Source organism: Streptomyces niphimycinicus, assembly GCF_018883605.1.
In the GTDB taxonomy this organism is placed as follows: Bacteria; Actinomycetota; Actinomycetes; order Streptomycetales; family Streptomycetaceae; genus Streptomyces; species Streptomyces niphimycinicus.
In genome coordinates this window covers 1-5,579 of sequence record NZ_JAHLEM010000937.1, presented here as the reverse complement: position 1 = coordinate 5,579, position 5,579 = coordinate 1, and the positions used below count along the sequence as shown (strand labels likewise).

Here is a 5,579-nt window from a genome sequence, read left to right as displayed (position 1 = left end):
GTCGAGCCAGAGGTCGGGCTCGCGCGCCGGGTCGGCGCCGTAACGCCGCATCAGCCGGGCGTAGCCGGGCAGCGGCGGGCCGTCGAGCCGCTGCCGGTCCAGCCGCAGCACGGCCGCGCTCCCCCATAGCTGGCCGATCGCGGGCACCCCGAGCGCCCCCGCGGCCACCGTGCCCGCGTACGCGCCGGCGTCATGCACCACCAGCTCCGGCTGCCAGCAGCGGGCGAAGGCCACCAGGCCCTGGGCCATCGCCTCGGCGATCCGCACCTGCCGATCGCCCAACGCACGCAGCACACCGTGCTGCTCCGCGGTGAACGCGGCGGGCCGCACCGGCCAGTCCGTCGGCCAGATGCCGCGCGGGCGCCGTGTCGCGTCCGGCGCCCTGACCACCGCCACCGGCAGGGCACCGATCTGCACCGGCACCAGGCCGGTCCGGGCGACGGCCGCCGCGCACTCGGACGGCACCGCGACCCGCACCTGGTGCCCGGCGCCGAGCAGGGCGCGCGCCAGCGGCACCATGGGAACGAGATGGGCGCCGGAGGCCCAGGTAGTGAAGAGGATGCGCACGGTTCACCTCCCGCAGAGATCGAGCCGGCCGGGCCGCCCCGTCCGGCCGATGGACATGACACCGAGCCGCCCCGCCGCTCCTCTAGCCGGGCTCAGCGGCGCCCCGCGAGCGTCAGCGCCTCGCCGGTGATCGTGCCGTTGGCCGCCGAGCACAGGAAGAGGAGGGCGCGGGCGATGCCCTCGGGGTTGGTGGAGGGCTGGCCGGGCAAGGTGAACGGCCGGTCGGGCGAGGTCGGCGGCCGGTCCGGCGGAGTCGGCGGCCGGTCGGGCGGGGTGGGCCCGGGGCATACGGCGTTGATCAGCACTCCGTCGCCGCCCACTTCGCCCGCCAGACCGCGGACCAGACCGTGCAGCCCGGCCCGCTCCACCGCGTGGAACTCCCCGTCGGCCGCGCCGTCCGGTGCCTGCGGCGAGGCCACCAGCGCGATCCGGCCCCAGCCGCGCTTGCGCATCCCGGCGACGGCCCACTGGACGGTGCGGACCGCGGGCACGAAGCCGTCGGCGACCAGCGGCCGCCAGTGCTCCTCCGGTACGTCCTCGAACCGGGTGTGCGGATCGCGTCGCGCGCCCCGCCGCCGGGCGGCCGCCACCAGCACGTCCAGCCCGCCCCAGTGCTCCTCCACGGCCGCCACGACCCAGCGCGGCGACGCGGCGTCGTCCAGGGCGTACGGCACGGCGAAGGCTCTGCCGCGGTCCGGTCCGGACAGCTCGCCGGCCAGCGCCTCGGCCGCCTCGCGGTGGTGCCGAAAGGCGAGCGCCACCCGGGCGCCCTGCTCCGCGAAGGCGCGTGCGGTGGCCCGGCCGATGGCCCCGGTGGCCCCGGTGACCAGGACCGTGCGCCCCTCCAGGCCGAGGTCCAACATGGGCGCTCCTCGCGGTCGTTCCCACTGAGAAGGCCATGGTCGCCGCCGTGACTCGAGTCCGCCTCGACCCGCGCCCGAGGCTGCCCAGGGGACCGCTCGGCGGCTATCCGGCGTTTCGCTGGAAGGCGGAGCGGTAGCTGTGCGGGCTGGTGCCGACGACGCGCTTGAAGCGGTCCCGGAAGGAGGTGGGCGAGCCGAAGCCGACCTGGGTGGCGATGCGCTCGACCGGGTGGGTGGTGGCCTCCAGCAGATACTGCGCCTGCCGGATCCGAGCGCGGTGCAGCCACTGCAACGGGGTGGTCCCGGTGTGCTCCCGGAAGCGGCGGTTGAGGGTGCGGGTGCTCATGCCGATGTGGGCGGCTATCTCGTTGAGGGTGAGGTCCCGTCCGGCGTTGTCCTCCATCCACCGCAGCAGGGGTTCGAACAGCGATCCGCGCGGTACGGGCGGCTGGTCGTGAACGATGAACTGGGCCTGCCCGCCCTCCCGTTCCAGCGGCATCACGGACAGCCGCGCGGCGTCGGCGGCCACGGCGGAGCCGTGGTCGCGCCGGATCATATGCAGACACAGATCGAGCCCGGCCGCGGCGCCCGCCGAGGTGAGGAACTGGCCGTTGTCCACATAGAGCACATCCGGGTCGACCTGGATCTTCGGATGAAGCTCGGAGAGCAGCGCACCGGCGAGCCAGTGGGTGGTGGCACGGTGTCCGTCGAGCAGCCCGGTGGCGGCGAGGACGAAGGCCCCGGTGCAGATCGAGGCGATACGGGTGCCCCGGTCGGCGGCGTCCCGCAGCGCGTCGATCACCTCGTCGGGGACCGGGAGCAGGGCGTCACTGCGGCCGGCCACGACGATCGTGTCGGCCTCGGCGAGCGCCTCGAGCCCATACGGGACCTGGAGGGCGAACACCCCGGCGTCGACGCTGGGGGCGGGGCCGCAGACCCGGACCCGGTAGGGCTCCCGGCCGTCGGGCAGCCGGGTGCGGCTGAACACCTCGATCGGGGTGGCCAGATCGAAGGGGATGACCTGGTCCATCGCCAGGATCACGACAGTGTGCATGGCCTCAACCTAGGCGGTGCGGTGGACGAGGCCGAAGCCGGGGTGGCGAGAAGCAGGTGAAGGTGTGGTTTCCGGCCATCGCGCTCCGGGGTGTCATGTCCGACCGCACACTCCGGCGTCGGCGATGCGGATCGACGGGTTCCCGTAGGCCATGCGCTGAAGGATCTTGCGATAGAGCGGCGTACGGCGCAGCGCCCGCGCGAGACGGGGGCGCACCCGAGTGGTGAACGCGCCCTGAGAGAGGATCGCCCGGCTCTGGAGGGTCTGCATCCGCATCACCGCCGCGATATCGGGCCCGCGCCGCCGCTCGAACTCCGCCAGTCGCTCGGCGCTGGTGTCACCCTCGGCCAGGGCGCGGGCCAGCAGGGGGTGCAGCACCACCGCGTCCTGTACCGCGAGGTTGATGCCCTGGGCGCCGATCGGGCTGTGGGTGTGGGCGGCGTCGCCGATCAGCACCAGCCCATCGGCGACCCAGCGCTCGGCGCGTGCGGAGAAGACCTCGAGCACGTGGAGGTCGGCCGGAGTGCGGACCTGATCGCGGATCAGCGTGGCGTACTCCGGCACGGCACGCACCAGCCGCTCCTTGACATGGTCGAGGCCAAGGGCGGCGATATGGCCGTAGCGCCGGTGCGGCAGGGTCCAGCCGAGCTGCACGCGGTTCGGCCAGGAGCCGTAGACCAGCACCGGGCCGCCGCCGGTGCGGAACACCCGCACATCGCGGAGCGGCGGCTCCTCCCGGGGCGCGATGAGCGTGCACCACAGCACATCCTGGGCGAACGCGTCGGCGCGGCCCGCCCCGATGCCCGCCAGCCGCCGGATCCGGGAGAACCGGCCGTCCGCGCCGACGACGGCCCGGGCCCGTACCGCACAGCGGCCCGGCGGTCCCTCGGCGATGACCCCGGCGATCCGCTCCTCCCGCCACAGCAGGGCCCCGGCCCGCCGTCCGGGCAGATAGCGGAAACCGGGCGAGCGGCGGCAGTGGGCGAGCAGCTCATCCAGCAGATGCGGGCGCGGAACACTCAACAGGTGGTCGTACGGGGCCGCGAGCAGCCGGTAGTCGGCCTCCAGCAGCACTCGCTCACCCTCGATCACCAGGAACCGGTCGTGCTCATGGGCACCGCGGGCACGTGCGCCGACCAGCACATCGAGCGCGTCCAACAGCGCCATCGCGCCGGGCTGGAGGATTTCGCCGCGGAACACGCGCTGATGCGCGCGGGCGCACTCCATCACGGTCACCCGGGCCCCCGACCGCAGCATCAGCAGCGCCAGCACCAGACCGGCCGGGCCGCCGCCGACCACGCACACATCGGTGTCGATCTCGCGCGTCATCGCGCCTCCTGCTGGTCGAGCTCCAGGGCATGGGCACCGAGCGCCTGGCAGCCCCTGGACGCACTACGGCTCCGCTTGCCCGCGCGGGGGGATCGGGCAGCGGAGCCGTAGCAAGCCCGGCTGAAGGGCGGCGCCGGGCGTTCTTGGGGGGATGGTTCGCCGGACGGGGACGGCTGGGGGAACTTACGGGGCTCCGGACGAGGGCGGTGGGGGGCTATGGGGGCTATTGGCTGTGGACTGTGGACTGTTGGCTGTGGACTGACTGTTGGCTGTGGGCTGTTGGTCTTATGCGGCGAACAGGTCGAGCACCGGGCGGCGCCAGTGGCCCTCCAGGTCCAGATCGAGCGCCGGGTCGGAGGCGAGCACCGCCTGCTGGAGCTTCTGGAGTCGCGGCGATGGCTCCAGCCCGAGGTCCTCGACCAGTCTGGCGCGCAGCCCCTGGTAGACCTCCAGCGCCTGCCAGGGGCGGCCCGCGCGGTAGAGCGCGGCCATGCACTGAGCGTGCAGCCCCTCGTGCAGCGGATGACGGGCGGTCAGCTCGGTCAGCTCCGTGAGCAGCTCGGCATGGCGGCCCAGCCGCAGATCGGCCTCGATACGGCGCTCCAGGACGCCGAGCCGGCTCTCTTCCAGACGGGCCAGCTCGATCTCCAGGACCGGCCCGACCTTCACATCCACCAGCGCGGAGCCGCGCCAGACGGCCAGCGCCTCGCGCAGCAGCAGGGACGCCTGCACATCGTCCCCGGCGTCCAGCGCGTCCCGCCCCGCGGCCACCAGCCGGTCGTACTCATGGATGTCCACCGCGCCCGGCTGGGCCTCCAGCACATATCCGCCGTAGCGCGTGGCGAGGACGTCCTTGGAAGCCTGCGGGGCCTGCGGTCCATAGGCCGCGGCCAGCCTGCGGCGCAACTGGAGGATGTAGGTCTGCAAAGTGGTGAGCGCGCTGCGCGGCATCTGCGTGCCCCAGATTTCCTCCATAAGAGTGGGCACCGGCAGCATCTGGTTGGCGTAGACGGAAAGCAGTGCAAGGATCTGGCGCGGCTTGCCCGCGCTGGGCACGATCGACTGACCGCACGCCTCGACGCTCAGCGGCCCCAACACCTTGATGTCCATGGTCGTGTACCTCCGTCAACGGTCCGTCAAGTGCCTCCTGGCCGCGCGGCCCTGCCACCGAGGCATTTAAGAGCCTCGCTTGTGGGCGACCTGTGCGGCCAGTGCCGGAGTAACGAGCTCGATATGAGTTCCAGAGCACCGCACCATGACAAATTCACACCCTGGCGATGAGAGAGTCCGCGATGACCGATACGCCTGTCCCATATGAGTCCACGAGCCCCGCCGTCCTGGCTCATTCCGCCGAGAACACCGAGGTCACCGGGGCCACCGGGGCCACCGGGGTCGTCGAGATCGCCGAGCGCGCCAGGATCGTCCAGCGTGCCGGGGCCACGAGGGCCGCCGAGGCCGTTCAGCCGCCCGCCGAGGGCGACGACCTGGTCATCGAGGACCTCTCCGACGCCGCCTGGCCCATCGGCGCACCCGCCATCTGCATCTGCACCGTCGGCGTCGAATAACCGGCCGATGACCGGCGAACTGGGCTTCACACCACATCTGCGGGTCGAGCCGGTGCCGGGCGAGGCCGTGTATCTCGTCTCCGAGCACGGGGTCACGGCGCTGCACGGGCGGGCCATCGCCGCGCTCGCGCCGCTGCTCGACGGGTCGCGGGACCTCGCCCACATCCTCACCGAGGCCGCCGCGCCCGCCCGCGCCGCGGG

The 5,579-nt window shown here is 73.2% G+C and carries 7 protein-coding genes; 2 read left to right on the top strand and 5 right to left on the bottom strand.

Annotation, left to right across the window (positions count from 1 at the left end):
* From KN815_RS45775 to KN815_RS45755, 5 genes are all read right to left on the bottom strand, one after another.
* Positions 1–567: glycosyltransferase family protein (locus KN815_RS45775; protein ID WP_507229933.1), on the bottom strand; the 567-nt coding region annotated here is incomplete at its 3' end.
* 92 nt (positions 568–659) lie between these two features.
* On the bottom strand, positions 660–1,430 hold the full coding sequence (locus KN815_RS45770; RefSeq protein WP_216347706.1) for an SDR family NAD(P)-dependent oxidoreductase: 771 nt from the start codon (positions 1,428–1,430) through the stop codon (positions 660–662).
* A gap of 103 nt (positions 1,431–1,533) precedes the next feature.
* Positions 1,534–2,484, bottom strand: coding sequence for a GlxA family transcriptional regulator (locus KN815_RS45765; RefSeq protein ID WP_216347705.1), 951 nt, complete (start codon positions 2,482–2,484; stop codon positions 1,534–1,536).
* 93 nt (positions 2,485–2,577) lie between these two features.
* A complete protein-coding gene (locus KN815_RS45760) occupies positions 2,578–3,813 on the bottom strand; it encodes an FAD-dependent monooxygenase (protein ID WP_216347704.1) in 1,236 nt (411 codons plus the stop codon).
* Positions 3,814–4,098: 285 nt separating this feature from the next.
* Positions 4,099–4,923: an AfsR/SARP family transcriptional regulator gene (locus tag KN815_RS45755; protein WP_216347703.1), complete on the bottom strand. Its 825-nt coding sequence runs from the start codon at positions 4,921–4,923 to the stop codon at positions 4,099–4,101.
* A gap of 182 nt (positions 4,924–5,105) precedes the next feature.
* On the opposite strand from KN815_RS45755, the gene KN815_RS45750 reads away from it, so the two are divergent.
* Together KN815_RS45750 and KN815_RS45745 are read left to right on the top strand one after the other, a co-directional pair.
* Entirely contained in the window at positions 5,106–5,378 is a 273-nt protein-coding gene (locus tag KN815_RS45750; RefSeq protein ID WP_216347702.1) for a hypothetical protein, read from the top strand.
* Positions 5,379–5,385: 7 nt separating this feature from the next.
* The coding region (locus KN815_RS45745) for a hypothetical protein (RefSeq protein ID WP_216347701.1) at positions 5,386–5,579 on the top strand (194 nt) is incomplete at its 3' end.